The organism is Streptomyces sp. NPDC034084, from assembly GCF_055575535.1.
The window spans coordinates 616,114-639,850 of the sequence record NZ_JBVISK010000002.1; the positions used below are offsets into that span (position 1 = coordinate 616,114).

Genomic DNA, 23,737 nt, shown 5'->3' on the forward strand with positions numbered 1-23,737 from the left:
CCGCCGGCGGGTCCGGGCTCGGGCTGAGGCTCGGGTTCCGGTACGGGCCCGCCGGGCTGGGGCGCCGGGGGCGGACCGGGGTCCGGAGGGGCCGGCACCGGGTTGGGCGGGGGCACCGGAGGAGGCGAGGGCACGGGCGGCGGGATGGGCGACGGGGGCAGCGGGTCGGGGTACGGGTGGGTCATCACGGACCTCTCGTCGAGGGGCTCTCCCCTCCCAGGGTGACCCCGCCGCCCCGCCGACGCCCGCCGGACCCCGTCCTTCGGGTCACCTGGGGGGCGGACGCCCTCAGGCCTGTGCGGGCACGGCGTGCGGGGCGCGCACCGTGTCGCTGCCGGGAACGGGCGCCGAGGCGTCGCTGCCCAGCTCGACGATGCGGTTGTCGCCGTCGACGTGCACGACACTCGGCACGTACGTCCGCGCCTCCGCGTCCTCCATCTGCGCGTAGCTGATGAGGATCACGAGATCACCGGGGTGCACGAGGTGCGCGGCGGCACCGTTGATCCCGATGACACCGGAGCCACGCTCGCCCTCGATGACGTAGGTCTCCAGCCGAGCACCGTTGTCGATGTCGACGATGTGAACCAGCTCACCGGGCAGCAGGTCAGCCGCCTCCATCAACTCCGCGTCGACGGTGACGGAACCCACGTAGTGCAGGTCCGCCTGGGTCACGGTGGCGCGATGGATCTTGGACTTGAACAGAGTACGCAGCATGTTGGACTCCTGTATGACGGCTCCCTGCCTGCTTTGTGCAGGTCAAGGGCGGCCTCGACCTTACACCGACACCTCCGTCCGATGTTTGTGAGGAACATCGCTCCAGTCCGGCGAGACGGCTTCCCACCTGGGCTTTCGCACCGCCACCGGCGCCTGTTCAGGCAATCCTCCGGCAACGACAGGCGACTCACGCTGACCGAATGCCGACTCCCCTGATGGGCCGTCAACCGTACGGGAGACCCCTCAGCACACGGATGACGTGCGCCCACGCACCACCGACCTGTCGAGCACCGACATCGGTCTGGTTCATGGAACACGGCCCCTTCGGTCATCAGGCGGTCGACCACCCCGGAAGTCGGCTCGCTGCCTGCCGCCGGCCCGAGGCCCCTCGGCAGCGTGGAACTCGTGAGCAAGGCGGGGTCAAAGCGTCGACGCCGACCCGACCGAGCCGAGGGCCAGGTCACGCGCCCCTGCGCACTTGCGTGCGCCATTCCTCCCTTCCGACGGTCAGCGCGATGGTGAACCGCTCGCGCACACCGTGAAGGAGAGCTGTTGAAGCCGACCGAGGAAGTGCTCAAGGACCTGACCCAGCCGTCGAACATATCCGTCCGCTCCGACGACGCGCTCGTCGGCAAGACGAAGGCCGCCATCGCCGCGGACGACGAGAAGCGGAAGGAGAAGGAGGAGGAGCCGCTCCGCCGCAAGCCCTCCCTGGTCCCGGTCCGGCGCACGGAGCTGCCCAGGCAGTTCGGGGTGACCGTCTGGGACGTGCTCCACACGCTCGCCCGGGCCACGTCTCTGTCGTGGCGTGGTGCCGGCCGGGGGCTGGCGGAGCATTGGGGCGCGCTGAAGTACACCCAGGCCCTGGCCGGCGGCGGAGACTCCTTGCTCGGCCTCACCGACGAAGGTCACCGCATCGCGGACCACTACAAGTCGCTCCAGTCCGGTGAGCTCGGCGTCGGCTTCGCGCTCACCCTCGCCGAGCACATGCTGCGCCGCCGCTTCCCCGGCCACTCGGTGACGATCGTCCCCGCCGACGCGGCGTTACGCGCGGGCTGGGCCCTCACCAGCCGGGACAAGGGCGAGAAGGTGAAGTACCGCTATCGTCCCCAGTACTTCGCCGAGGTCTGGCGGCCGGGCGAGCCGTCCCTCGTCATCCCCCTCGCCTGCAAGGGCAACCACGGCAACGCCGCCACCTCCGCCGATCAGCTGGGTTCCGCCTCCGTCCACGCCGAAGCGGTCCACATCGGCGCGTGGAACGAGACCCCGGCCCTGCTGTTCAGCACGGAGATCCCGACGGACGGGGGCACGATGGCCGTCCACGCGCTTGAGGCACCGGGCAGCGGCGGTTGGCTGTCCCCGGCGGAGGGCCGGGAGCCGAACCTGAACGCAGCTCCGACGCAGGCGAACGTGATGCCGGACATCCACCCGCCGGCCAAGGGCCTGGTGGCTCTCGATCCGGTACGGGGCTGCCACGTACAGCCGAAGGACTACGCCTGGTTCCAGGAGTCCCTGGCCCACACCACCGCGGCGGGCCTCATGGCCTTCACGGGCTCCGGTCACGCCGCCGCCCGCCACCTGACCGAACGGCAGGGCCACAAACGCTTCACCGGCCTCGAGCACGCGGCCAGCACGAGCGTCCAGGACGCCGCCCCCACGCTCCTGGACACCGAGTACGTCGGCACCGACCACGTCTTCCGCCTGAACGGCCCCCGCGTCGAGGCGTTCTCCGGCGTGGACCAGGCACTCTTCCGCCTCCTCGCCCGGGGCGACGTCGAGGAGTACCGCGCCGTCGTCCACGCCGGCCGCGACACCCGCCCCCGTCTCACCTTCGACAAGAGCTGGGGAGGCCCCGTCTCCGTACACGCCGACGGCTCCGTCTTCGCCCTGCGGTTGCTGCCGGGGCAGGACGAGGAGCCCCGGTAGGACCGGGGATCACCGTCGGGGCCGGCTCGCCTCGGAGCCGGCCCCGCGGGATGTCGATCCGCTCGCAGGATCAGAGCGGTACCCCGGCTCCAAGGCTCCCGGCGTCGATGGCTCCCCTCAGCACGTGGGCGATCTCCTCGGGCTTGAGGTCGATGCCGTCGAGCCCCTCCAAGCTCAGCGGGACCTCCTCCAGCGCGTACTCGCCGCGGCCTTCGCCACTGAACTCGGGGCCGGTGCGGTCGTCGAAGGACCAGGTCGCGATGTGGGCGAGGTAGAAGAGCTGGCGCTCGTCGTCGGTCTCCATCGTGTGGAGGAGGCGGATGATGTCGGCCTTTCCCGCGATCTCCTCGTGGATCTCCCGGTGGAGGGCGGCCTCCCGGGACTCGTCGCCGGGTTCGACACCGCCGCCGGGCAGGACCCAGTACTCGGGGATGCCGGGCCGGGTGCGGCGGATGACCAGCATCGTGTCGTCGGCGGTGATGAGGACGGCGCGGACTCGTTCGTTCATTTCGGTTCGTCTCCTTGCTTGTTGACGGTCCCAGTGGAGCAGTCGGCCGCTGTCGACGTGCACCGACTGCCCGTGATGAACGAGGCGGAGGGGCCCACGAGGAACGCCACCAGGGTGGCGACGTCCTCGGGCCGGCCGCGGCGCGGGATGCACGGGCGCTTGATCTGGTCCTCCGGCCACGCACGGTGCCGGGCGGGGAGGGCGTTCTCGGCCTCAACCTGGATGACTCCGGGCAGGACCGTGTTGACGCAGATCCCGTACGGGCCCAGTTCCCGGGCAAGGGAGCGGGTCAGGGCCATTAGCCGGCCTTCGCAGTGCTGTACGCGGTCCGGACGAAGCCGTAACTTCACGCGGCGGCACGGCTGAGGGCAGGCCCACGCTGACCTTGCTGCGCACTCGGCGAAGTTGGGGCTACAGGGGCACTGGAGCACCGAGCGTCGGGTCATGTAGCGCTTTCCAGCGGGTCGGTGTTCGTCCTTGCAGGTTCGGCCGGCGTGATCGTGGCGGCCTTGCCGCGGGTGAGCTGCGGCCGGAGCGCCGGGTGTACCGGGGCGACGGGGTGCGGGAGGTGTACGAACCCTGGGATCGAGAACGCGCGCGGGGGCTCGGTGGCTCCTGGACGTCGGTGGTACGACAGCGGGCGCGGGGCCGGGGACGAACTCGGGAACCGTTCCCCTGGATCCTGCGTGAGGTCTTGATGGTGCAGTCGGCTGGTGGAGGGGATCTGATGAGAACGCGCACGATGGTGAACGCGGCGGTATCGGCCTGCGTCGTGCTGGCGGCGTGCGCGTGCGGGCCGGAGAAAGCGAAGGAGGAGGCGAAGCCTTCGCGGCCGTCCGCGTCCACCTCGGCGAACAAGCCGTCGCCCGCGCCCTCCACGTCCGCTCGCACCGAGAAGCCGTCGGCCGCTCCTACCGGCAGCCGGCCCGCGCCCATGACGAAGGAGCGCGCGATCCAACGGTACGAGTCGTACCTTCACGGCCTTGGGCGGGAGGACATCGACACGGTCTGCGAAGTGGCCGGGCCGGGCGCGAAGAAGGCAGAGGACCAGGGATTCGGTCCGTGCACGTCGACGTACGTCATGGTTTTCCAGATGATCTCACCCGAGCAGAAGAAGGCCCTCCGAACCGCCACGGTCGATCCCCGGCGCGTCGTCGTGCACACGCTCGACAAGATCGAGATGCCGCTCGAAGCGGTCCGGTCCTCCGCCACCTTCACCGAGAGCGACCTCGGCAGCTACACCCTGCAGTACCTCAAGAACGACTACTACATCGTCGACGGACAGTGACCTGCATACGGGAAGCCACCTGGCGGTCGTGTCAGCACGGTCACGGCGGTCGGTGTCGTGAGGAACTCCTGGACGGGCGCACGGTCCCCCTTGCTCCGCCACGCCCGCCTCGTCACCGTGAACCCCCTGCGCGCCCCGTGGGGATGGGAACAGCGGTGTCCGTACCACCGACGAGGCGTTCAGACCGTACGCACGCCAGAACGGCACGTCGTAGCAGGCGTGGGAGTTGATCACCGATGCCGCGGGCATCCGACGAGTCGGGCCGCCGGATGTCCTTCTCTGCCGGATGATCGACAGCATCGTCGGAACGCCCTAACCGGGTGACTCAGCCTCCGCACCCCTCGCCCTGCCGCACTGCCCGGCCTGACAGCCGGCAGGCGGGCAGGGCCCTCGGGGCGAGACCACAGGCCGCACGTCGCCCGTGACGAGCACACGGAGCCGCGCCCGTCGGGGGCCACGACAAGGGGTGCCCGCGGACGGCGTGCAGAGTGCCGCTCAAGCGGCCCCGGGCCTGATCGACTCAGCCGCCACTCTTACGCCTGAACGACCGCTGGCTCGCGGCCGGTCCGTGCGCCGCGCGGACCTTCGACGCGTCAGGGTTGGCGGCGACATCGGCCGCGTCCGCCTGCGCACCGCGCTTGCGCGCCAGCGCTTCACGGAACTTGCGCTTGAGGTCGTAGTTCCCGTCGCTGTCCGGCGCGAGAGAGGACGTCTCGGAGGCAGCCGGCTCCGAACCTTCCGTGGACGCGGGCTCTGCGGTCATGGGACCTCCTGGGTTCGGGGGTGGGCCGGCCCAGCTTGTCATGCCGGGCGCGGTACGGGGTACCGGCACCTCCTCCTGCCTTGGCACGGCCGAGGAGATCCGCATCGGAGCGGAGGGGCGGGGCCCCACCCACCGGCGAGCCGTCGAGCCCCGCACCGCGGGCGCTGCCGCGGGTGCGGGTCAGCGAGCCCCGCGTCCAGACGCCGTGCCGCTCGCGCCCTGGACGCGCGGGCGCGCGGTCCGGCGGGGGCCGGAGGGCCGAGGGCCGCCCGTGGCGGGCGTGAAGCCCTCGGCGAAGGCCGGTGATTCTGCCGATGCCCGTGTGTCGTGCCGCCCGGACAGTGGCCGGGCAAGTTCACGGCGTGGCCGCCGGCCGGATCCTTCGACCGGTGGCCGCTCCACGACACGAGAGGACGACTCCGTCGTGACACGAATCATCGGTGCGACCATGGCCGCCGCCTGCCTCACCCTGCTGCTCGCCCCCGGCGTCCAGGCCGCCGGGACCGCCACCGCGAGCAATCCCTACGAGCGCGGACCGGCGCCGACCGTGGCGAGCATCGAGGCGCCGCGCGGCTCGTACGCCGTCGCCGAGACCAGCGTCTCCTCGCTCGCCGTCAGCGGTTTCGGCGGCGGGACGATCTACTACCCGACGTCCACGAGCGACGGGACCTTCGGCGCGGTGGTGATCTCGCCTGGGTTCACCGCCTATCAGTCCTCCATCGCGTGGCTCGGACCGCGGCTCGCCTCGCAGGGCTTCGTCGTGTTCACCATCGACACCCTCACCACGGTCGACCAGCCCGACAGTCGCGGGCGGCAACTTCTGGCCGCGCTCGACTACCTGACCCAGCGGAGCGCGGTGCGCGGTCGCGTCGACGCCTCCCGGCTCGGGGTGATGGGGCACTCCATGGGCGGCGGCGGAACCCTCGAGGCGGCCAAGACCCGTCCGTCGCTCAAGGCCGCCGTCCCCCTGACGGCGTGGAACACGGACAAGACCTGGCCCGAGATCACCACGCCCACCCTCGTCATCGGCGCGGACGGTGACACGATCGCCCCCGTCGCCACCCACTCCGAGCCCTTCTACGAGACCCTGCCCGCCTCGCTCGACAAGGCGTACCTGGAGCTCAACGGTGCCACGCACTTCACCCCGAACTCGTCGAACACGACGATCGCGAAGTACAGCATCTCCTGGCTGAAGCGCTTCATCGACGACGACACCCGCTACGAGCAGTTCCTCTGCCCGCTGCCGCGGCCGAGTCTGACGATCGACGAGTACCGGGGCACCTGCCCGCTCGGTTCCTGACGCTCTGTGCACTGTCACAGAGCCCGGTTCCCGGTTCTGGGCGGCCGCCCAGAACCGGGAACCTTTCGCCACCCCTTACGGATCGGTAACCTGTCCGCCGTGAGCGGAGCCACGCAAGTCGCCGCCTCCGTCCCGCGGCTGTACGATCGCGCGGCCGAACTGGCCGCCGTGGCGCGTCTGTCGGCTCGTGCCGAGGCCGGTTCCGGCGGCGTCCTGTTCGTCACCGGAAGCCCCGGTGAGGGGCGTACCAGCCTCCTGGCCCGGGCCGCACACGACTTCCCCGGCATGGTGTACCAGGTCGCCGCGCCCGGACACCGGGGGCCGTGGAGCGCGGCCCGGGCGCTGTGCGAGGCTCTGGCGCCCGCCCCGGCCGCCGGACGCCGGGCGCTGCGGCTCGCGCGGGGCGAGGGCGGCCTCGGCCGGGCCGTGGCCGCCCTCGTCACGGCGGCCGAAGCCGCGGACCCGGCCAGGTCCAGGCACGTGCCCGGAAGCGGCGCCGACTCCGGCATCGGCCGGCGACGTTCCGTGCTGATCTGTGTGGACGACCTCCATCTGTGGGACGCGCATTCGCGGGCCGCGCTCGCGACGGCCTGGCAGGGGTCCGGCGGTCGGGAGCACGGCGCCACGGAACGCGTGGGCTGGCTCGTGTCGGCCGCGCGTCACCACCGGTTCCCCGACGTACCGGGAGCGGAGACGGTACGGCTCGGCCGGCTGACCACGGCCGGTGCGCGGGCGCTGCTGGGTGACCTGTGCCCGGCGGCCACCCCACCGCCACGGGTCGGGGAGGCGTTGCTCGACGAGGCGGACGGCCACCCCGGCGTCCTGGCCGCGATGGTACGGCGGCTGACCACGGCCCAACTGGCCGGGGACGCGCCCCTGCCGCGGCCGGTGGCCGACGACGCCGTCCTCGCCGAGGTGTACGGCGGGCTGCTCGACGGTCTGCCGGCGGACTCCCGCCGTCTGCTCGCCACGGTCGCCGTGGCGACTCTGGCGGGCCGCGTCGCCGGCGCGACCCCGGTGGTGCACGGGGCCGTCACCGCCGGGGTGCGAAGGACCCGTGCCGCCGCGGAACCGCTGGACGGCCTGGTGGCGGACGGCCTGCTCTGTCGCAGGGGTGGCGTGCTCCGCTTCGAGGACCCGTTCCTCGGGCGCGCCGCGCTCGCCTCGGCCCGGCCGTCCTGGCGCGAGGCGGCGACCGGAACGACCGGGCGGGCCGCCGCCGACAAACCGCCTATGGCCGGCCAGCCGGCGGCGGGTCACGCCGGTCGCGCGGCAGCGGCGCCACCGGCGGCGGGTCGCACCCTCGCGCGGGACGAGGGGCATCGCGCCGACCGGCTGGGGCCGCCCGCCGCCGTCCGCGCCCTCTCCCCCGTCGTGCGCGGCCGCTCCCAACTGGTCCATGGTCTGGCGGCCCTGGCGGGCGGACCCGTCATGGACGCGCACGAGGCGCTCCTCCAGGCGGCTGAACTGCTGCGCGGCCGAGCGCCGTTGGAGGCGTCCGACGCCCGGTTCCTGGCGATGGAAGCCGCCTGGGCGGGCGGTGACGCCGCCGCGTGCGTGGCCGCCCTCGGGGGCGGCGAGGACGCGCGGGGCACGGAGCGCGACTTCGCCGTCGGACTGAGGGCCGCCCTGACCGTACGGCTTGACGAGGCCCGCACGAGCCTGGAGCGGGTGGTCGCGCGAGACGGCGCCGCCGACGATCCGCGGTTGCTGCTCCGGGCCGGTTCGGCCGCGCTCGTCCTCGGCGACACCGCCGCGGCGGCCCGCGCGCATGCCCGTGCGCTGGCCCGGGCCCGCGCGGAGCACCGTACGGCCCTGCTGCCCCGTGCCCTCGAACAGCTCGCGTACTCCCAGCTCCGGGCCGGCCGGTACAGCCGGGCCGCGTGCACCGCCCGGGAGGGACTGCGGACGGCCGAGGCGACGGGTCAGCACAACGTCGCCGCCCACCAGCACGCCGTCCTGGCCCTGGTGGCGTCGGTGGCGGGCGACGGGCCCTCCGTGACGGAGCACGCCGGTCGAGCGCTCGCGACGGCGGGCCCGCACGGGCTGGTGCAGGCCGCGACCCTCGCCGAGTGGGCGCTCGCCCGTGCCGAACTGGGCCGGGGCCTGGCCGCCCAGGCGGCGGCACGTCTGCTTCCGATCGTCCGGCCCGGTCCCCGGGGCGGGCATTTCGCGCTGCGGATGCTGGCGGTCCCCTGTTTCGTGGAGGCAGCCGTCGCGGCCGGGCGGTACGACGAGGCCCAGGACGCCTCCGAGGAGTACGCGGCGTGGGCGGAGCTCGGCGTCGACGGTCCGGCCCACGCCCAACTGGCCCGCTGCCGGGCTCTGCTCGCGGAGGGCGAGGGGCCGGCGTATTGGTTCGGCGAGGCCGTGCGCCGCCACGACAGCTGCGGCAACGACTTCGAGCGCGCCCGCACCCTCCTCGCCTACGGCACGTGGCTGAGGCGCCGCCGACGACCGGGCGAGGCGCGCGGACCGCTGCGCGACGCCCTGGTGACGTTCGAGCGGGCGGCGGCCGGAGGCTGGGCCGAGCACGCCCGCTCCGAACTCCGCGCGACGGGCGGCGCGTCGGGCGGCCCCCCGCATCCGGCGGCGCTGCGGGAGCTGACCCCGCAGCAGCAGCGCATCGCCCGGCTCGTCGCACGCGGTGCCACCAACCAGGAGGTCGCCGACCACCTTTCCCTGAGCCCCCGAACCGTCGACCACCACCTGCGCAGCGTCTTCGCCCGGCTGGGCATCCGCTCCCGCGTCGAACTCCCGGGCGTGGTGGGCGGGTGGGACGGAGGGTAGGCGGGATGCCGAGGGCGGGCGGGTTTTCGCCGTGCCGGAGGTCCGATCGGGCAGCGGTCAGGGGATTCACGTATATGAATCGACGGGGGCTCGACCTAGGGTGGTGAGGGCCGGGTCCGACCGGTCGAGATATCGAACGAGACCCACACTCACCAGGCGGTTCGCATGACCCAGTTCGACCTGCCCGTCGACCAGCTCCGCACCTACCGGAGCGCGTCCGTGGAGCCCGAGGACTTCGACGCGTTCTGGACGAAGACCCTCGAAGAGGCGCGTGCGCACGGGCTGGACGCACGCTTCGAGCCCGTGGTGACCGGGCTCGCCACGGTGGAGGTCTTCGACGTGACCTTCGCCGGGTTCGGCGGCCAGCCCGTCAAGGGGTGGTTCGTCCTGCCGGCCGGCACGGTCGAACCGCTGCCGGGCGTGGTGGAGTTCCTCGGGTACGGCGGCGGGCGCGGCCTTCCGCATACGCATCTGCTCTGGGCCTCGGCCGGGTTCGCGCACTTCGTGATGGACACGCGGGGGCAGGGCAGCGGCTGGGCCACCGGTGACACTCCGGACCCGGCGGGCAGCGCGCCCTCGGTCCCGGGCTTCATGACGCGCGGCGTCGAGGATCCGTACACCTACTACTACCGGCGGCTCTTCACCGACGCGGTGCGCGCCGTGGAGGCGGCCCGCTCGCATCCGCTGGTGGACGCGGGCCGTACGGCGGTGACGGGCGGGAGCCAGGGCGGCGGCATCACGCTGGCCGTGGCGGGGCTCGTACGGAACCTGGTGGCGGTGGCACCGGACGTGCCGTTCCTGTGCGACTTCCCGCGCGCGACGACGATCACGGACCGCACGCCGTACCGCGAGATCGGCAACTACCTCAAGGCGCACCGCGGTCGGGTGGAGCGGGTCCGGGAGACGCTGGCCTACTTCGACGGGGTCCACTTCGCGGCCCGCGCGACGGCCCCGGCGCTGTTCTCGACGGCCCTGGAGGACCTGACCTGCCCGCCGTCGACGGTGTTCGCGGCCTTCAACGCGTACGCCGCGGAGGAGAAGGCGATCGAGGTGTACGACTTCAACGACCACGAGGGCGGCGGCACGTTCCAGCAGGCCGCGCAGCTCCGGTGGCTGCCCGGGAAGCTGCGACAGGGCTCCTGAGAAGGGCCGGAGCCCGAGCCGCGCAGCGGGCTCGGGCTCCGGCGGGGTGCACATGAGGCGTGCACCGGCGTGCCGCCCGCCTCCCGGACGGGCGTCACGCTCACGGGTTTCAGTGCCAGTACTTCATGGTCGAACCTCCTCCCCCGCTCGTGGACGCAGTGTGACCTCGAAGCGGTCGAGACCGCGGAGGGTCAGATTGCGCCGGTGCTCCGGTTCCGCGACGGCCCGTGCGTCCGGGTAGTCCCTGGCCAGGGCCCCGAGGACCGATCCGGCGAGCCGGATCGCCATGGACGCGCCCAGACAGGCATGGGCCCCGCGCCCGAACCCGAGGTGCGGGTTCGGGGCGCGGTCGAGTCGCAGCTCTGCGGGGTGGTCGAACCGCAGCGGGTCGTGGTTGGCCGCGCCCAGGAAGAGCGTGACCGGATCACCCGCCTTGACGGTGACGCCACCCAGTTCGGTGTCGGTGACGCAGACCCGGGCGTCCGCCTGGACGGGTGCGTCGTACCGGATGAGTTCGTCCACGGCCGCTGCCGGGCCCGCGCGGAAGGCGTCGAGCGCGCCGGGGGTGGTGAGCAGGGCGGCCGCGGCGTTGCCGAGGAGTCGTGAGGCGGATTCGTAGCCGGCGTGGAGGACGGCGCGCAGACTGTTCCGCAGAACCGTTTCTGCCACGCCGCTGTCCGGCGCGTGTTCGGCGACGTACGCGATCAGCCCTTCCTTGGGCGGGTCCGCGAGCCAGCCGCCGGCGTACTCGGCGAGCCGCGCCCGGGCCGCGACGGCGGGCTCGTGCTTCTCGGGCCAGAGCCCGGCGTCCATGCCGTCGACGACGGTACGGGACATGGGCACGAACCAGTCGAGCTCGGGCGCGGGGACGCCGAGGAAGGCGGTGACGAAGCGGAGGGCGACCGGTTCGGCGAGCTCTCCCACGAAGTCGAAGGAGGGGCGCCCCGCCAGTTCGGCGAGCAGGTCCGCGATCCCGTGCTCCAGGCCGTCGTGCAGGGCCTGGCGGTCCTGGGCGCGGAAACCGTCGAGCAGGAGGTGCCGGATGGCGGTGTGCTCCGGCGGGTCGAGGGTCTGGACGCTCAGCAGCGGTGCGGGGATGTCCTCGCCGGCGCGGCGCCAGTCGGAGGCGAAGCGGTTGCTGTCGGTGAGCACCGCGAGGCAGTCGGCGTGGCGGGTCAGGACCCAGGAACCGAGCAGTTCGTGCCAGAAGACCGGCGTGCTCTCCCGCAGGCGGGCATAGGCCGGGTAGGGGTTCCGCAGGTTCGACGGGCTGGCCAGATCCAGGATCGGGTCCACGGCTGCCGCTTGCTCCACGAAACGTCTCCCCCTGTGCATCGGGCCTGGTTGAGGCCTTGGCTGCCTACGAGTCGAGCGGTACGAGACGCCGCTTCACCGGTGGGTGGAACGCCTCGCTGGTGCGTCACCGGCGGTTCGCCGGTCCTTCCCTGTACATCATCCGAGCCGAGCGCCGGTGACGCTACCACGCAACTGGGGTGGCTGGTATGACTACTTGCCAGAGATCTTTCACAAAGCTGCGGGGAGTTACGGAAGATGACCGGCCAAGACCAGACAATCGTTCACGATGTCCCGGTAAACGTTGCTCAACAGCCCAACCCCTACCCGCTCTTCGAGCGGATCCGTGAGCACGGAGTCGTCCAGCGCGTCAGGCTGAATCCCACCCTTGAAGTCTGGATGGTCACCGGCTATGACGAGGCCGTGGCCGCGCTCACCGACCCCCGCCTCAGCAGCAGCCCCGTCGGGGTCAACGGCCTCGAGGAGGAGATGGCCCACCAGGAGCGCACCAACGTCCTGATGGCCAGCATGCTCGTGGCCAACGGGGAGGACCACACGAGGCTGCGCAACCTCGTCTCGAAGGCCTTCACCTTCCGCCGCGTGGAGGCGCTCGCGCCGCGCGTCCAGGCGCACACCGACGCCTTCCTCGACGCGATCGCGAAGCGCGGATCCGCCGATCTGGTCTCCGAGTTCGCCCTCCCGCTGCCGATGGCCGTGCTGAGCGAACTCATCGGCATCCCGGCCGAGGGCCAGCCGGACTTCGCCCGGCTCGCGGTCGGCCTCATCATGCCGCCCAACACCCCGGAGCGGCTCGCCAAGGGAGCACGGGCGCGTGCCGAACTCACCGAGTTCTTCGAGCCGTTGATCGCCGCGCGCAAGGCGGAGCCGAAGGACGACCTGCTGAGCGCGCTCTGCGCCGCGCAGGCCGAGGAGAAGATCAGCGACCGCGAGCTGACGGCCATGGCCATCCTGCTCACGCTCGCCGGTCACGAGACGACGGCCAGCCTGATCGCGAACGGCGTCCACGCCCTCCTGCGCCACCCGGAGCAGTTCGCCGCACTGCGCGACGACCCCTCGCTGCTGCCCGGGGCGATCGAGGAACTCCTGCGTTACGAGGGCCCGGTGAGCCGGGGCGTGGCGCGCTTCACGGTCGACGCGTACGAGATCGGCGGGGTCACCGTCCCGCCCGGCGAGATGATCATCATCGGGCTCGCCGCGGCCAACCGCGACCCGGCGCGGTACGACCGTCCCGACATCCTCGACGTGGCGCGCCGCGAGGTGCCGCAACAGCTCGCTTTCGGCCATGGTGTGCACTTCTGCCTGGGCGCTCCGCTGGCTCGCGCGGAGGCCAGGATCGCCATCGGCACCCTGCTGCGGCGCTTCCCCGACCTCCGGCTCGCCGACCCGGACGCGGACCTGAGCCGGCGCGAGGGCATCCTGCGTGGCATGGCGACACTGCCCGTGACCTTCACCCCGCAGGCGTGAAGGGGCAGGGCCGCCCGGCGGCGGAGTTCGACGAGATCGCCCCGGGGTACGACGAGTCGCGCGGCGGTACGGCGCGTGCCGCCGGTTTCGCCGAGCAACTCGCGCCGCTCCTCGACCCGGCACGCCCGGTGCTCGACATCGGCGTCGGGACGGGCATCGTGGCGGCCGAGCTGACGGCGCGGGGGCACACCGTGCACGGCGTCGACCTCTCGCCCGGGATGCTCGCCCGGGCGAAGGCCCGGCTCGGCGCGCGGGTGGCGGTGGGCGACGCCTGCCGCCTGCCCGTACGGAGCGGGTCGGTGGACCAGGCGGTCTCGACCTGGCTGCTGCACGCGGGCCCGGACAACCGGGCCGTCCTCGCCGAGGTCGCCCGGGTGCTGCGGCCGGGTGGGCGCTATCTGGTGATCCCGGCGGGCGGGACGCGTCCGACGGACGACATCGGTTTGCTCGTCGGGGAGTTGGAGGACCGCCTCGACCCGGAGGGCGGTCGGCGCGACGGCCCGGAGTGGCTGGCCCCGATCGCCGCGTCCCACGGCCTCGCCTACGAGGGGACGGCGTCGGAGCGCCCCACGTCCTTCCGGGTGTCACCACGAGCGATGGCCGAGTCCCTGACACGCGGCCTGTTCACCGGCGCCTGGGCGGCGGGCGGGGAGGCGACCCGTCTGGTCGACGAGACCAGATCCCGCCTGCTCGCCCTGCCCGACCCGGATGTCCCGCGGGTCAGGGAGGGGGCGGACGTGGTCCTGGTCTTCAGCCGGCGGACCTGAGGGCGGAGAGCGGGCCGAGCCGCCGCCGTGCCGGCCTTCCGCCGGCCACCGGCACGGGCGGGCGGCGGGGTCAGTCGCGGCCGCGCAGCGCCGCCTCGTAGGCCTCGTCCGGGTCCAGGCGGCGGAGTTCCTCGGCGATCAGTTCCGCGGTGGTCCGGACCTTGAGGGCGAGGACCCTGCTGGGCTGGCCCGGGACGGAGAGGCGCGCGACCGGGCCCTCGGGGCGGTCGATGCGGATCTCTCCGTCGGCGGTGCCCATGCGGACGGCCGTGATGACCGGGCCGTCGGTGACGACCCGGTCGACGGGCACACCGAGCCGGACCTCGAACCAGCGGGCCAGGAGTTCGGCGCTCGGGTTCTCCGCCTCGCTCTCGACGGCCGCCGAGGTGACGGTGAGCGGTGCCTGGTCCAGGGCGGCGGCCAGCATCGAGCGCCAGGGGGTGAGCCGGGTCCAGGCGAGGTCGGTGTCGCCGGGGGCGTACGAGGCGGCGCGCTTCTCCAGGGCGGTGAGGGGGTCCTCGACCGCGTACATGTCGGTGATGCGGCGCTGCGCCAGCGAGCCCAGCGGGTCCTTCGAGGGCACCTCCGGCGCGTCCACGGGCCACCAGACGACGACGGGCGCGTCCGGCAGGAGCAGCGGCAGGACCACGGAGTCGGCGCGGTCGCCGACTTCGCCGTACAGCCGGAGCATGACGGTCTCGCCCGAGCCCGCGTCCGAGCCGAGCCGGACCTCGGCGTCGAGCCGGGTCTCGTACCGCTCGCGTGGGGTGCGGGCGTGGCGCTTGATGACGACGAGGGTGCGGGAAGGGTGTTCCCGTGAGGCGTCGTTGGCCGCCTTGACGGAGTCGTAGGCGTTCTCCTCGTCGGTGACGACGACGAGGGTGAGCACCGCTCCGACGGCGGGGGTGCCGACGGCCCTGCGGCCCTGCAGGATCGCCTTGTTGATCTTGCTGGAGTCGGTGTCCGTCAGATCGATCTTCATGTGCGGCGCCCGTCCCTTCCTCTCCGGCGAGCCTAACCCTCCCGCGCGGCGGATGCGTGCGGGTCCCCTGCGGGTGCCTCTACGCCGGTTCCGGTGCCGTGTCGCTCTCCTGCTCGGACGAGGCCTGTTCCTGGGCGCGGCGGCCTACGACGGCCGCGGCGGCGATCGCCGCGCCGAGGAAGGCGGTGGCCACCACCCAGGGACGATCCACCACATGCCCCGTGGCGTGGTCCAGGGAGTAGCGTCCGGCGCCGGTGATGCCGATCGCGGCGGCCGTGAAGCCGAGGAAGGCCGGGTACTCGTAGCCCCCGCCCTGGGCGAAGAAGCCGGCCGGGGCGTGGACGGCGACCGCTCCCGCCATGGCACCGGCGGCCGCGGCGCCGGCGGCCGGGGTGGCCAGACCGAGGGCGAGGAGGACTCCGCCGCCCGCCTCTCCGAGACCGGCGGCGATCGCGCTCTCGCGGCCCGGGTTGAAGCCCATGGCCTCCATCGCCTTGGTGGTGCCGTCGATGCCGCCGCCCCCGAACCAGCCGAGGAGCTTCTGCGTTCCGTGCGCGGCGAGCACGGCGCCGGTGCCGACCCTCAGTACGAGCAGTCCGAGATCGCGTCGGTTGGGGTGGGCCATGGGTTCTCCAAGGTGGGGAGGCGGACGCGTACACCGTCCACTGTCGTCCCACTCGCCCCCGCCCGCCCCCGGAACCCACTCCCGATAGGCCACTTGAGTCATGTTTTGCGGCTTTTACAGGGTGTTGCTTGACTGGGTGGGCTTTGCCCCTGAGAGGGCGTCCCCGCCCGCGACGAAAGGACCGGTTCCGTCCCATGACACAGACTCACGGCCGCCCCCACGACGGTTCGTCGCAGCGGGATGTGCCCCAGGGCCCGCTGGGGATGCTGGCGGGCGCCGCCTGGCAGGCCCTGCTCGTCGCCGGGTCGGCCGCGGTGGTCCTCGGCGTCCTGGTCCTCGTCTGGCCTGGTGCCTCCCTCCTCGCGGCGGGGGTGCTCTTCGGCCTGTATCTGCTGTTCAGCGGCGTGATGCAGTTGATCGCAGCCTTCGGGACCCACGCCACCGCGGCGCTGCGCGTCATGGCCTTCATCAGCGGCGCGCTGTCGATCCTGCTCGGACTGTTCTGTTTCCGGGGCGCGATGCAGTCGATCCTGCTGCTCGCGCTCTGGATCGGGATCGGGTGGCTCTTCCGCGGCATCACCCAGACCGTGGCGGCGGCTTCCGACCCGGCGATGCCGGCACGCGGCTGGCAGGTCTTCCTGGGTGTCGTCAGCGCGCTCGCCGGGATCGTGCTGATCGTGTCTCCGCTGGAATCGGCGGCGGTGCTCACGCTCCTGGGCGGCATCTGGCTCATCGCCGTCGGCGCGGTCGAGGTCGTCACGGCCTTCCAGGTGCGCTCCCGGGCCAAGGACCTCCCGCCGGGGGTCTGAGCCCGCGCACCCGTGCGCTACATTTTGCCGGTCCTTGACCTCCGATCCTCCGCGATCGCTACCTTTCGGAGCCGGCACTCATGAGCGACATCGTCAACGGTCTCGGCCGGGCCGGTGCCTACGGCGCCCTCGGCGTGGTCCTGCTGATCCTCGGCATCGGGCTCGTGGACCTGCTGACCCCGGGCAAGCTGGGGCGTCAGATCTGGGAGGACCGCAACCGCAACGCCGCGATCCTGCTGACCTCGGCGCTCCTCGGCATCGGCGGCATCGTCTTCACCTCGATCTGGACGACGTACGACGACTTCGGCAAGGGGCTGGTCTCGACGGCGGCGTTCGGCCTCCTCGGTCTGGTGATGATGGCGGTGGCCTTCCTCGTCGTCGACCTGGTCACGCCGGGGAAGCTCGGCGCCACGCTCGTCGACCCCGAGCCGCACCCGGCGGTCTGGGTGACCGCCTCCTGCAACATCGCGGTCTCCGCGATCGTCTCCGCCTCGATCGCCTGACGAGCGCCCCTCACCGGGACAAGGGCTCGACCTCCAGGAAGCGGCGGCCGCGTGGCCCCTTGTAGAGGAGCGCCTCCCAGCCCAGCCGCGCCAGGGCCGGCACGCACGCGCCCAGGGCCGCCGCCTCCTCCTGGGCGGCGCCCGAGCCCGGCGGGCCGAGCCACTCCACGACGGCCGTGGCCGGCCGCTCCCCCTCCCTGACCCGGTAGCCGGTGGAGAGCCGCACCCCGGAGGCATCCACCGACGAGGGCGTGATCCCGCCCGACTCCAGGGCGAGGGCCACCGCGCGGACCGGTCGACGCCGCTCCCAGTCCGCGGGCGCGGTTCTGGGGTCGCCGCCCTGGCGCAGGGTCAGCCGCCTGATCTGGAGCAGCCCGTCGACCGCGGCGCGGATCTCGCGCGACCGCTGCTCGGCCTCCGCCCGGGGCAGCGGCGGCCCGTCTCCCGTGGCCGCCTCGAACACACCCGAGCCGCCTCCCGCCGCGGTGGTCACAGCAGCCGCCGGATGTCGCCGCGCACCCGGTAGAACCCGCCCGCAGCCGGGTGCAGGGCGTCCACCACGTACCGCGCGCCGGGCTCCCGGATCGCCCGCGGGAACTGCACGTTCCACGCGGAGTCGTACCCCTGTGAGAGGACCCGCACCCGGGTGCGGCCCGCTTCGGTCACGCACTCCACGACCACCGAGCCGGCCGGGGCGTCGCTGACGGCGGTCACGGCGGTGACGGTCGTGGCCGGCTCGTACACCGGCAGGGCGGCGGCGAGTTTGACGTCCCGCGCGACCGGGACCGTGCCCTGCTGCGCGGCCGCGATCGCCGCCTCGCTCGCGTCGACGCAGACCAGTGACCCGTCGGTGGTCACCAGGTAGAGCCGCTCGTCCCGGTACTGCATGGAGAGCGCCGAGCCGCCGCCCGTGCCGAGCTTCCACAGCCGGGTGCCGTCCTCGGCGAAGCAGTAGACGGAGGAGGCCGAGTCGGCCGCGAAGACGAAACGGCCGCCGGGCGATGTGGCGCAGGAGTACACCGGGCTGTCGCAGGAGTACACCGCCTCCACGCGCCCGTCCTTCTTCGCGAGCCGCTGCACCTTCCTGCGGGACGTCCCCGCGTAGACCGCGGTGTCCTCCTGCCAGCCGAAGAGGACCCCGCCCTCGGTGGCCGTGTGCCACAGTTCGCCGCCACCGTCCGGCGCGTGGGCGGCGACGCCCCGCGTGTCGCCGTAGTAGACGGCGTCCCCGTCGGCGCGGACCATCCAGGCGTGCTCCCCGGCGCCGGCGCGTGCCCACTGGTGCTCGTCCTCGTGGTCGATGACGGTGAGCCGCCCCGAGCGGTCGGCGACGTGCAGGATTCCCTCGTGGATGTCGAGCCAGAAGATGTCGACGTCGGTGGCGATGTCGTACGCGGCGAAGGGGAGCTTGGACGAGAGGTCGTACACCTTGCCGTCGTCGCAGCCCGCGTAGATCCAGAAGTCGTCGGCGACCAGGCACTTGACTCCGTCGGGCAGGCTGAACCGGGCCTGTACCTCGCCGCCGCGGTCGAGTGTGAAGACGTCGCCCGCCTGGTTGCCCACCCAGCAGTGCTCCTCGTCGACGTGGATGCCGAAGGCCGCCGAGCCGGTGCGGAAGCGCCAGAGGACAGGGGCTACGGCCCGTGCCGTGGAGGGCGCGGAGGTGACCTCACGGCGCGTCACGGGGCGCGCGGCACGCTGCCCCGGGACCGCGGGGGCGTACCCCTTGCGGACCTTCTCGCCGATCTTCTTGGCCGCCGCGGCCTGGGCCTTCGCCGCCGTCGGGAAGGTGGACCGCTGGGTCTGCCCGTCCGAGCCGATCCGGCCGTAACGGACCGACACCGCGAGGTCCTCGACGGTCACTTCGTAGAACTTGTGGGCACCGCCGCCGTCCTGCGACAGCTCCAGATAGGTCGTCGTCGTCATGGTGAAAACGGTAGGGGCCACCACTGACAACGGCCCTCGGCGAACGACCTCTCTCTCCCGGTCGGATCCCGCCCGGCCCGTCCTCGCTCCGCTCCCACCGCGCGTCCCGCGCGGCCGGCCGGGCCCGCGGGGTCCTCCGGGTCTCCGCTCCGCGCCCGTCGGTTCACGGCGTGAACCCCGGCTGGGGGGCGGAGCGGCGTGCGGCGTCCCCTTCCCTGCCCCCGTCAGACGCTCAGTCCGGCCAGCCTGCGCCGGTCGAGCGGGGACGCACGGCGATCGAGGCGCTGTTCGAGGAGGTGGCGGGCGGTGTCGCTGTGTCCCGCCTCCACCAGCGCGTACAGCAGGGTCTCCTCGACGACCTCCCGCTGTGCCGCGCTGCCTCCCACGCGTCGCAGCGAGGGCAGCAGTCCGCGCAGTTCCCGGACCGCCGTGGCCCACTCCTCCTCCAAGACCGCTTCCAGCGCGCTGCACAACGGGACGACGACGTCCCGCTGCACCCGGTCCGCGCCGGCCGCGTGCGCGCGCAGGCGGCGGAGTGCGGGGAGGTCGCCGGCGGCGGCGAGGGCGACGGCGCCGTGCAGGGCCGTGAACGCGGTCGAGGGACGTTCGACCAGATCGCGGGCGACCGCGTCGAGGACGCCGTCGACGGGTACCCGGCCGGTCCAGTTGCGGGACATGCGGGCACGCCACAGCAGGGAGCCGGAATCGACGAGGGCCCGCACCCCGTTGACCCGGCCCGGCGCGAGCTGGGCGAACCAGCGGCGGCGTACGGCCGCGGAGTCGTCGAGGGCCAGTTCGTGGAGGGCCACGTGCCAGGAGAAGTGCGCCCGGTGCACGGCGCCCCGGCCCTGGGCGCCGATCCAGCCGTCGAGCCAGTCCCGGCCGGTGCGGTGCTCACCGGACTCGTAGTGGACGTGGGCGAGGGCGTGCACGGCGTGCCCGGAGGCGGGTTGCGCGGCGAGTGCTGTCCGCGCGAGCTCGCCGGCCTCCTCGATCCTTCCTTGCTCCTGCCGGACGAAGGAGAGGAGCGAGGTGTGGAACCAGTGCCCCGCGTAGGCGGACGCGGTCCGCTCCACCAGGTCGAGGGCCAGTGTGCCGTCGAGATCCGCGACGCCGGAGAAGGCGATGGTGGGGACGGCGATGCCGAGCGCGAACGCGTCTCCGGGGAACCGGCCGAGGTGGTCGACGAGCGCCGTGTCTCCCTCGCCCGGGGCGCCTGCGCCGGCTTCGTGCTCCCTGACGCGGCGCGTGACGACGTCGACGAACGACCGCTCCCGCTCGTCGCCGCGTTCCCGCACGCTGCGCTGGGCGTCCGCCAGCTCCCGGGCGACGTCGACGTCCGCTCCGCACTCGTGACCCAGCAGGGCGAGTGCGGCGTGCCCCAGTGCGAACCCCGGGTCAAGTTCGGTGGCTCGCGTGAACGACTCGGCCGCCTTCGCCCGTACGGTGATCACCCGGGCGAGTCCGCAGCGGAAGGCCGCCGCGGCCGCGGCATGGGTGGACAACGGCAGCCCGAACTGGTCGGTGGGCCGACGGCGCACCGACCGGGGGGCGCTGGTGAGCGGGGCGAGTACGGCCTCGGCGATCTCCTTGGCCTGGGTGCGGATCTCGGGGATCGCCGTCGTCTCCCACAACTCGCCCCGGCGGGGCGCGCCCAGCGTGAACAGCGGCCGCTCCAGGCGCCTTTGGGCGTCGAGGAGCCTGCCGCCCTCGGTGGCCACACCGATGCCCAGCGGACCGGGTGCGGCGAGGCCGTCGGACAGCAACCCGCTCCACAACGGGTCGCCGCCGGCATCGGCTCGCAGCCCCGGCCCCGTACAGTCCACCACCCAGGCCACGCGCAGCTCACGGCCGTCGGCGAGGGAGACGGTCAGTCCGCCGTCCTCGTACGGTGCCGCGGAGGCGACCCGGCCGGCGTGGACGCGGAGCCTGCGGGCGGCTCGAGCCCGGGCGACGGTCTCGGCGGTGGAGGGTGCCATGCGATGGCGGTGCACGTTCCACAGGGTGGCGTCACGGCCGAGGAACTCCGCCCGCTCGTCGTCGGAGAGGCCCTGCCAGAGCCGTACGATCGCCGGCCGCAGCCCGTCGAGGGCGGGCCGCCAGTCGCCGTGGGCGCGACGCGTGGCGGCGAAGTGCCGCATCAACTCCCTGCGGAGGCGGTGCAACGGGAGAGCGGCAAGCCCCGGCGGTGGCGGCACGGGGGGCAGCGGGGTGACCGCGTGCGGCTGGGGAAGCAGCCCGCCGCGGGACACGGCGTGCACCGTGCGGCCGGGGCGGTCGAGGACGAGCGCGAGATCGACGGCGGTGAGACCGGTGCCGACGAGGAGGACGTCGTCCGACTCGCCGACGGCGTCGAGCGCGCCCGGTGCCCAGGGGCGGGGGACGAACCGGTCGGAGGCGACCAGCTCGGGCGGAGCCCAGCCGGCCCGCCCCGCCGCGGGCCCGGTGGCGAGGACGACGCTGTCCGCCGTGACCGTGCCGCCGTCGGCGAGCCGGAGTTCCAGACGTCCCCCGGCCGCGTCGGCGCACCCCGTCGCCCTGGTGCGCAGTCGTCGTACGGAGACCGTGCCGTGCGCCCTGATGACGGCCCGGCCGAGCGTGTCGGCGAGATACGAGCCGTAGCGGTACCGGGAGGCGAAGTCCGCCGCGGTGACGGTGGATTCACCGTGCCGGCTGAGCCAGCGCCGGAAGTGCCCCGGGTCGTCCGGGTAGCAGCTCATACCGCCGACGGGCACGTTGAGCCGGTGTTCGGGCACCTTGGTGGCGTATGCGGTGCCCCGGCCGGCCTCCGGCGCGGGGTCGACAAGGACCAGATCGAGCGGGATACGGCGTCGGCCCGCCGCTTCGCACAGCTGGACGGCGACGAGCGCGCCGGCCGCGCCCGCGCCGACGACCGCCACGGTCGGTCGAGGACGGACGGACTCGGCGGACGGCGGGGACACGACAGGTACCACGGAGACCTCCGGAGCGGGGGTGGGCACTGCGGGACAATGTTCACTATGTCGATGAACAAAGTGGAGTGGCAACGCCGCTTCCGGACAACAACGCCGCTTCCGGGTGCTGTTGACGACCCCGCGAATGCCGTCGCGGGTCTGGTTCCCGCCACTCGTGAGACATTGAGTCGGTGAGGATCTCAGCACGAACGGACTACGCCGTCCGGGCCATGGCCGAGTTGGCCTGCTCGCCGGACCGGCCCCTCAAGGCCGAGGACATCGCCGGACGCCAGGACATCCCCGTCCGCTTCCTCTTCGTCGTGCTCAGCGACTTGCGGCAGGCGCGTCTGGTGCGCAGCGTGCGCGGCCCGGACGGTGGCTACTCCCTCACCCGGCCGCCCTCGGAGATCACCCTCGCCGACGTCATCCGCGCGATGGACGGACCGCTCGTCAGTGTGCGGGACCTCAAGCTGACGGGCCTCGAGTACCAGGGTGCGGCGGCTCCCATGCCGGATGTCTGGCGTGCGGTGCGGACGAGTCTGCGCCAGGTCCTGGAGTGCACAACCCTCGCGGACCTGGCGACGGGCACTCTGCCGGAGCTCGTACGGGACCGGGCCCGCGACTACAACGACGACGTACGCACGTACCCGTAGGGCCCCCACCACGACCCACGGCCTCGGGGACCTCGCGACCGGAGCGGCCGGCGCCGTCGGTCAGTTCCCCGGCGCCGGCGCGTACGCCAGCGGGTCCGCCAGGACGTCGTGGAGTACGAGGGCGGCCGCGCCGCGCGACGCGTCGGTGGCGGCGGACGCCGGGCGCAGACGCTTCGCGTCCGGGGTCCAGAGGCCGGAGACCACGCGGGCGGCGAGCTCCTCCGCGACGGCGGGCGCCAGCCAGGGCATCAGGCACGGGTAGATGCCGCCCAGGACGACGGCCTCGGGGTCGAGGAGGTTCACGGCGCCCGACAGGGCGCGCCCGAGCATCCGGCCCGCCTCGGCGAGGGTCCCGAGGGCGCGCGGCTCCCCGGACTCCGCGCGGCGAACGAGGTCGGGGACGTCGGTGGCCATCGCCGACGCGAGGAGGGCGGCCTGTCCCGCGTACTGCTCGAGACAGCCGCGCGAGCCGCAGCGGCAGCGCGGTCCCTCGGCGTCGACGACGAGGTGTCCGATCTCGCCGGCGAAGCCGTGGGCGCCGCGCAGGAGTTCGCCGTGGACGACGATCGCGCCGCCGACGCCGATCTCCCCCGTGAGGTGGAGGAAGGTGCGGCAGTCGCCGAGGGTGCCGAACCACATCTCGGCGAGGGCCGCCATGTTGGCCTCGTTGTCGGAGACGACGGGGACGCCGGCGGTGGCGGGACGCAGGGCGGTGAGGGCCTCGACGAAGAGGACTTCGGCGGGGACCTCGTTCCAGCCGAGGTTGGGGGCCTGCCGGACGGTCCCGCCGGAGACGAGTCCGGGCAGGGCGAGGCCGGCCCCGGCGGGGGCCAGGTGCCGTTCGGCCGCGGTGTCCAGGGCGTCCGCGGCGATGCGGGCGGCGCGGGCGAGGACGTCGGCGGCTTCGGCCTCCCGGTTGTCGAGGCGCTCGGTGCGGCGGACGCGGTCGGTGCCGGTCAGGTCGACGACGCAGACCGTGACGTAGTCGACGTTGATCTCGACGCCGAGGCCGGCGGGGCCGGTGCCCGCCGGTTTGAGCACGGTGCCCGGCCGTCCCGCCTGCCCGCTGAACGTCTTGCCCGATTCGACGAGGAAGCCGAGGTCGAGGAGTTGCTCGACGAGAGAGGAGACGGCGGGCCGGGTGAGCCCGACGCGGGCCGCGACCGCCGCCCGGGTCGTCTCGCCGGCCTCGTGGACGGTCCGCAGGACGAGGCTCAGGTTGTGGCGGCGCACTCCCGTCTTGTCGGCCTTGGGTTCCGAGGGCTGGTTCATCGTGAGCGAGAGCCTAGTCGCCCCTTACCGGGTCGGAAAAACAGTTCGGTGACCGAA

Annotated in this window: 21 protein-coding genes; 10 read left to right on the forward strand and 11 right to left on the reverse strand. The window is 73.2% G+C overall.

The features are described from left to right. Nucleotides 1-288: 288 nt before the first annotated feature. Nucleotides 289-714 carry an aspartate 1-decarboxylase gene (gene panD / locus ACZ51I_RS08185; protein WP_468872568.1) on the reverse strand — a complete coding sequence of 142 codons (426 nt, stop codon included), beginning with the start codon at nt 712-714 and terminating at the stop codon, nt 289-291. Between the two features lie 552 nt (nt 715-1,266). Here panD and ACZ51I_RS08190 point away from each other — a divergent pair. Beyond that, a complete protein-coding gene (locus ACZ51I_RS08190) occupies nt 1,267-2,640 on the forward strand; it encodes a hypothetical protein (protein WP_468872571.1) in 1,374 nt (457 codons plus the stop codon). 70 nt (nt 2,641-2,710) lie between these two features. On the opposite strand, the gene ACZ51I_RS08195 is transcribed toward ACZ51I_RS08190, so the two are convergent. Together ACZ51I_RS08195 and ACZ51I_RS08200 are read right to left on the reverse strand one after the other, a co-directional pair. Continuing rightward, nucleotides 2,711-3,148: an NUDIX hydrolase gene (locus ACZ51I_RS08195; protein WP_468872573.1), complete on the reverse strand. Its 438-nt coding sequence runs from the start codon at nt 3,146-3,148 to the stop codon at nt 2,711-2,713. Continuing rightward, the gene (locus ACZ51I_RS08200) at nt 3,145-3,447 is read right to left on the reverse strand and encodes an SDR family oxidoreductase (RefSeq protein ID WP_468872576.1); all 303 of its coding nucleotides are present in this window, start codon (nt 3,445-3,447) and stop codon (nt 3,145-3,147) included. The genes ACZ51I_RS08195 and ACZ51I_RS08200 overlap by 4 nt, the downstream gene beginning before the upstream one ends. 443 nt (nt 3,448-3,890) lie before the next feature. Between ACZ51I_RS08200 and ACZ51I_RS08205 the strand changes: the two genes are divergently transcribed. Next, entirely contained in the window at nt 3,891-4,436 is a 546-nt protein-coding gene (locus ACZ51I_RS08205) for a hypothetical protein (RefSeq protein ID WP_468872578.1), read from the forward strand. 520 nt (nt 4,437-4,956) lie between these two features. Here ACZ51I_RS08205 and ACZ51I_RS08210 read toward each other — a convergent pair. Further along, a complete protein-coding gene (locus ACZ51I_RS08210; protein WP_468872580.1) occupies nt 4,957-5,199 on the reverse strand; it encodes a DUF5302 domain-containing protein in 243 nt (80 codons plus the stop codon). 424 nt (nt 5,200-5,623) lie between these two features. Here ACZ51I_RS08210 and bdeA point away from each other — a divergent pair, with 424 nt between their 5' ends. The 3 genes from bdeA to ACZ51I_RS08225 all read left to right on the forward strand — a co-directional run bounded on the left by bdeA (nt 5,624) and on the right by ACZ51I_RS08225 (nt 10,432). Further along, nucleotides 5,624-6,499, forward strand: coding sequence for a bis(hydroxyethyl) terephthalate hydrolase (gene bdeA / locus ACZ51I_RS08215; RefSeq protein ID WP_468872583.1), 876 nt, complete (start codon nt 5,624-5,626; stop codon nt 6,497-6,499). A 99-nt stretch (nt 6,500-6,598) separates the two neighbouring features. Beyond that, nucleotides 6,599-9,289: a LuxR C-terminal-related transcriptional regulator gene (locus ACZ51I_RS08220; RefSeq protein ID WP_468872585.1), complete on the forward strand. Its 2,691-nt coding sequence runs from the start codon at nt 6,599-6,601 to the stop codon at nt 9,287-9,289. Between the two features lie 165 nt (nt 9,290-9,454). Then, nucleotides 9,455-10,432, forward strand: coding sequence for an acetylxylan esterase (locus ACZ51I_RS08225; protein ID WP_468872588.1), 978 nt, complete (start codon nt 9,455-9,457; stop codon nt 10,430-10,432). Nucleotides 10,433-10,555: 123 nt separating this feature from the next. Here the strand turns inward: ACZ51I_RS08225 and ACZ51I_RS08230 are convergent, their stop codons facing one another. After that, nucleotides 10,556-11,746: a cytochrome P450 gene (locus ACZ51I_RS08230; RefSeq protein ID WP_468872591.1), complete on the reverse strand. Its 1,191-nt coding sequence runs from the start codon at nt 11,744-11,746 to the stop codon at nt 10,556-10,558. Between the two features lie 378 nt (nt 11,747-12,124). Between ACZ51I_RS08230 and ACZ51I_RS08235 the strand changes: the two genes are divergently transcribed. After that, nucleotides 12,125-13,210 (forward strand): cytochrome P450 family protein, encoded by a 1,086-nt coding sequence (locus ACZ51I_RS08235; RefSeq protein WP_468872593.1) that lies wholly within the window; start codon nt 12,125-12,127, stop codon nt 13,208-13,210. After that, nucleotides 13,207-13,977 (forward strand): class I SAM-dependent methyltransferase, encoded by a 771-nt coding sequence (locus tag ACZ51I_RS08240; RefSeq protein WP_468872596.1) that lies wholly within the window; start codon nt 13,207-13,209, stop codon nt 13,975-13,977. Before ACZ51I_RS08235 ends, ACZ51I_RS08240 begins: the two co-directional genes overlap by 4 nt. A 70-nt stretch (nt 13,978-14,047) precedes the next feature. Here the strand turns inward: ACZ51I_RS08240 and opcA are convergent, their stop codons facing one another. After that, nucleotides 14,048-14,959, reverse strand: coding sequence for a glucose-6-phosphate dehydrogenase assembly protein OpcA (gene opcA, locus ACZ51I_RS08245; protein ID WP_468872599.1), 912 nt, complete (start codon nt 14,957-14,959; stop codon nt 14,048-14,050). 79 nt (nt 14,960-15,038) lie between these two features. Further along, nucleotides 15,039-15,584, reverse strand: a complete 546-nt coding sequence (locus ACZ51I_RS08250) for a DoxX family protein (protein ID WP_468872602.1) — start codon at nt 15,582-15,584, stop codon at nt 15,039-15,041. Between the two features lie 194 nt (nt 15,585-15,778). On the opposite strand from ACZ51I_RS08250, the gene ACZ51I_RS08255 reads away from it, so the two are divergent. Next, nucleotides 15,779-16,393 (forward strand): HdeD family acid-resistance protein, encoded by a 615-nt coding sequence (locus ACZ51I_RS08255; RefSeq protein WP_468872604.1) that lies wholly within the window; start codon nt 15,779-15,781, stop codon nt 16,391-16,393. An 80-nt stretch (nt 16,394-16,473) separates the two neighbouring features. Beyond that, nucleotides 16,474-16,896, forward strand: a complete 423-nt coding sequence (locus ACZ51I_RS08260; RefSeq protein ID WP_468872606.1) for a DUF350 domain-containing protein — start codon at nt 16,474-16,476, stop codon at nt 16,894-16,896. 10 nt (nt 16,897-16,906) lie between these two features. On the opposite strand, the gene ACZ51I_RS08265 is transcribed toward ACZ51I_RS08260, so the two are convergent. From ACZ51I_RS08265 to ACZ51I_RS08275, 3 genes are all read right to left on the reverse strand, one after another. Beyond that, nucleotides 16,907-17,359, reverse strand: a complete 453-nt coding sequence (locus tag ACZ51I_RS08265; protein WP_468872607.1) for a hypothetical protein — start codon at nt 17,357-17,359, stop codon at nt 16,907-16,909. A 26-nt stretch (nt 17,360-17,385) separates the two neighbouring features. Then, nucleotides 17,386-18,822: a WGR domain-containing protein gene (locus ACZ51I_RS08270; protein ID WP_468872610.1), complete on the reverse strand. Its 1,437-nt coding sequence runs from the start codon at nt 18,820-18,822 to the stop codon at nt 17,386-17,388. A 224-nt stretch (nt 18,823-19,046) separates the two neighbouring features. Beyond that, on the reverse strand, nt 19,047-21,722 hold the full coding sequence (locus ACZ51I_RS08275; RefSeq protein ID WP_468873807.1) for an FAD/NAD(P)-binding protein: 2,676 nt from the start codon (nt 21,720-21,722) through the stop codon (nt 19,047-19,049). A 224-nt stretch (nt 21,723-21,946) separates the two neighbouring features. On the opposite strand from ACZ51I_RS08275, the gene ACZ51I_RS08280 reads away from it, so the two are divergent. Beyond that, complete coding sequence (locus ACZ51I_RS08280; protein ID WP_468872612.1) at nt 21,947-22,408, forward strand: RrF2 family transcriptional regulator; 462 nt, start codon at nt 21,947-21,949, stop codon at nt 22,406-22,408. Between the two features lie 60 nt (nt 22,409-22,468). On the opposite strand, the gene ACZ51I_RS08285 is transcribed toward ACZ51I_RS08280, so the two are convergent. Beyond that, entirely contained in the window at nt 22,469-23,680 is a 1,212-nt protein-coding gene (locus ACZ51I_RS08285; RefSeq protein WP_468872614.1) for an ROK family protein, read from the reverse strand. Nucleotides 23,681-23,737: the final 57 nt, after the last annotated feature.

Coding starts and splice junctions, on each gene's coding strand:
- ACZ51I_RS08195 (WP_468872573.1), bottom strand. CDS start 3,148: ATGAACGAACGAGTCCGCGCCGTCCTCATCACCGCCGACGACACGATG.
- ACZ51I_RS08225 (WP_468872588.1), top strand. CDS start 9,455: ATGACCCAGTTCGACCTGCCCGTCGACCAGCTCCGCACCTACCGGAGC.
- panD (WP_468872568.1), bottom strand. CDS start 714: ATGCTGCGTACTCTGTTCAAGTCCAAGATCCATCGCGCCACCGTGACC.
- ACZ51I_RS08255 (WP_468872604.1), top strand. CDS start 15,779: ATGACACAGACTCACGGCCGCCCCCACGACGGTTCGTCGCAGCGGGAT.
- ACZ51I_RS08200 (WP_468872576.1), bottom strand. CDS start 3,447: ATGGCCCTGACCCGCTCCCTTGCCCGGGAACTGGGCCCGTACGGGATC.
- ACZ51I_RS08270 (WP_468872610.1), bottom strand. CDS start 18,822: ATGACGACGACGACCTATCTGGAGCTGTCGCAGGACGGCGGCGGTGCC.
- ACZ51I_RS08235 (WP_468872593.1), top strand. CDS start 12,125: ATGGTCACCGGCTATGACGAGGCCGTGGCCGCGCTCACCGACCCCCGC.
- ACZ51I_RS08205 (WP_468872578.1), top strand. CDS start 3,891: ATGGTGAACGCGGCGGTATCGGCCTGCGTCGTGCTGGCGGCGTGCGCG.
- ACZ51I_RS08210 (WP_468872580.1), bottom strand. CDS start 5,199: ATGACCGCAGAGCCCGCGTCCACGGAAGGTTCGGAGCCGGCTGCCTCC.
- ACZ51I_RS08260 (WP_468872606.1), top strand. CDS start 16,474: ATGAGCGACATCGTCAACGGTCTCGGCCGGGCCGGTGCCTACGGCGCC.
- ACZ51I_RS08285 (WP_468872614.1), bottom strand. CDS start 23,680: ATGAACCAGCCCTCGGAACCCAAGGCCGACAAGACGGGAGTGCGCCGC.
- opcA (WP_468872599.1), bottom strand. CDS start 14,959: ATGAAGATCGATCTGACGGACACCGACTCCAGCAAGATCAACAAGGCG.
- ACZ51I_RS08250 (WP_468872602.1), bottom strand. CDS start 15,584: ATGGCCCACCCCAACCGACGCGATCTCGGACTGCTCGTACTGAGGGTC.